At 68.6% G+C, this 2,510-nt stretch carries 2 protein-coding genes and 1 pseudogene; 2 read left to right on the top strand and 1 reads right to left on the bottom strand.

The genetic code is table 11. The annotated features are described in order from the left end of the window. Positions 1–333: 333 nt before the first annotated feature. A complete protein-coding gene (locus WS62_RS05655; protein WP_066568807.1) occupies positions 334–1,107 on the bottom strand; it encodes an SDR family oxidoreductase in 774 nt (257 codons plus the stop codon). A gap of 248 nt (positions 1,108–1,355) precedes the next feature. On the opposite strand from WS62_RS05655, the gene WS62_RS05650 reads away from it, so the two are divergent. Beyond that, on the top strand, positions 1,356–2,255 hold the full coding sequence (locus WS62_RS05650; protein ID WP_066568805.1) for a LysR family transcriptional regulator: 900 nt from the start codon (positions 1,356–1,358) through the stop codon (positions 2,253–2,255). Positions 2,256–2,323: 68 nt separating this feature from the next. Next, positions 2,324–2,510: pseudogene (locus WS62_RS37900) on the top strand (hypothetical protein); the annotation flags it as partial.

The raw sequence follows: 2,510 nt of genomic DNA, 5'->3' as shown, positions 1-2,510 counted from the left end.
CGTGAGGCCCCCCCGCACCGCCCCGCACGCGGGGGGGGGCGGGCCGGGCCCCCCCCCCGGGCAGCCCCCCCCCCCCCCCCGCGCCCGACGGGCGGCCCGCCCCGGGCGGAGGCCGCCACGCCGACAGCGGCGGGGGCAGGGGCGCCTGCGCCACCCCCCGCCATGACGAACCCGGCAACTACGGGAAACGCCACGCAATCCGCCGCCAACGACGTCAACGCGAACTGATCGCCCTCCCTGTCAGATCTCCCGCCAATCGCGACGCATTGGACGCAAGCTTCTCCGCGTACCGCGCCGCCTGCTTGCCGCTTACTTCGTCGCCTACTTCGCCGCCTACTTCGTCGTGTAACCGCCGTTGATCAGGATCGTCTGGCCGGTGACCCACCACCCGTCGCTGACGAGATGGCGAATGAACGGCACGACGTCCTCGATGTCGGTCAGCCCCGTCTTCGAGAACGGCGACAACGCGGCGGCCGTCCTGTGATACGCGACCGCGTCCGCGCCTTCGGCCGGATAGAAGAACGGCGTGTCCATCGGGCCTGGGCCGACCGCCGTCACGGAAATGCCGCGCGCGCCGAATTCCTTCGCCGCCGCGCGCGTGAAGTGCTCGACGGGCGCCTTCAGCCCCGCGTAGGCCGCGTAGAACGGCGTGAACGCACCGAGCAGCGATGTCACGAGCGTGAGGATCTTGCCGTTGTCGTTGACGTGCTGGCCCGCTTCCTTCAGGAAGAAGAACGCCGACTTCGAATTGACGGCCGCCATCTCGTCGTATTCGGCTTCGGTGATCTCGGCGAACGGCTTCTTCAGCACCTTGCCGACCGTGTTGATCGCGATGTCCGGACGGCCGACCGCGGCCACCGCATCGGCGAACAGCTTCTCGACGGCGCCCGCCGTCGTCAGGTCCGCCTGCAATGCGACCGCCCGCGCGCCCGCCGCCTTCACCGCCGCGACGGTCGCCTCGGCATCGGCCTGCGTACCCGGGCTGTTGTAATGGATGACGACCGCCTTCGCGCCATGCTCGGCGAGATCGCGCGCGATCAGCCCGCCGAGATTCTTCGCGCCGCCCGTGATGATCGCGGTTTTGCCCTTGATGCCGTGGTCTGCCATGGTGGCTCTCCGTTTCCGAGGCACGAGGCCGCTGGATGCCGCCTCGCATGCGTTCGGATGATATATTCCAGAAAATTCTTATAAAGCCATCATCTCCGACATCACCCGTCAGAGAAATCGAACAATTGTTGGCTGCCGCACGCTCAATCCCCGGACGATGACCCAGCTCGCCCCCTTACCCGCGCCGCCCGCCGCCCCCGACACGCGTCGCGTGACGCCGCCGCCCGCGCTTTGCCACGGAGACGCCGATGGATCGCATTGACCTCTTTCGCGTGTTCGCGCGCGTCGTCGAATGCGCGAACTTCACGCGCGCGGCCGACACGCTCGGGATGCCGCGCTCGTCGGTGTCGGCGGCGATCCAGGAACTGGAGGGCCGGGTCGGCGCGCGGCTACTCAACCGGACGACGCGCAAGGTGACGCCGACGCAGGACGGCGCCGCGCTTTACGAGCGCTGTCTGCGCGTCATCGCCGACGTCGAGGACACCGAGAACCTGTTCCGCCATTCGACCGTCGGGCCGAGCGGCACGCTGCGCGTCGACATGCCGGGCCGCATCGGCCGCCTGATCGTCGCGCCCGCGCTGCCGGCGTTTCTCGACCAATACCCGCAGATCAGCATCGACCTCGGCGCCACCGATCGCGCGGTGAATCTGATCGAGGAGCGCGTCGACTGCGTGCTGCGCGTCGGCACGCTGAGCGACTCGGGCCTCATTGCACGCGCGATCGGCGACCTGCCGCTCATCAACGTGGCAAGCCCCGCGTATCTCGCGCGCCACGGCGTGCCGCGCACGCCCGCCGATCTCTCGCGCCATCGGCCGATCCACTATGCATCGCCGTCGAACGGGCGCATCGCGCCGTGGGAATGGGTCGAAGGCGAAACGGTCAGACGGCTCGCGCTGCAAGGGCGCGTGACCGTGAACAACGCGGAGGCCTATATCGCGTGCTGCCTGTCGGGACTCGGGCTCATCCAGATTCCCGCGTACGACGTCGACGCGCATCTGCGCGCGGGCGAGCTCGTCGAAGTGCTGCCGGACCATCGCGCGGCGCCGATGCCGATGACGCTGCTCTATCCGCATCGGCAGCATCTGTCTCGGCGGCTTCAGGTGTTCGCGGATTGGCTGGTGACGCTGCTGAAGGGGACGGTTCTGTAGGGGGCGACGCTCGCCGCGTCTGTTCCGGCAGGCGTGTCGGGCGCCGCATCGGCTGTCAGGCTGCGTGCTTGTTGGGCTTGTTGGGCTTGTTGGGCTTGTTGGGCTTGTTGGGCTTGTTGGGCTTGCTCGGCTTGCTCGGCTTGCTCGGCGGTTCGGCGGTTCGGCGGTTCGGCGGTTCGGGGGTTCGGTGGTTCGGCGGTTCGGTGGTTCGGCGGTTCGGTGGTTTTGTGGGTCTGGTGTTTGTGGGTTTAGTGG

Origin of the sequence: Burkholderia sp. ABCPW 14 (genome assembly GCF_001523835.1) — a bacterium.
GTDB classification, from domain to species: domain Bacteria; phylum Pseudomonadota; class Gammaproteobacteria; order Burkholderiales; family Burkholderiaceae; genus Burkholderia; species Burkholderia mayonis.
Note: the sequence above shows the minus strand (reverse complement) of the source record. Positions and strands in the feature narration are given on the sequence as shown.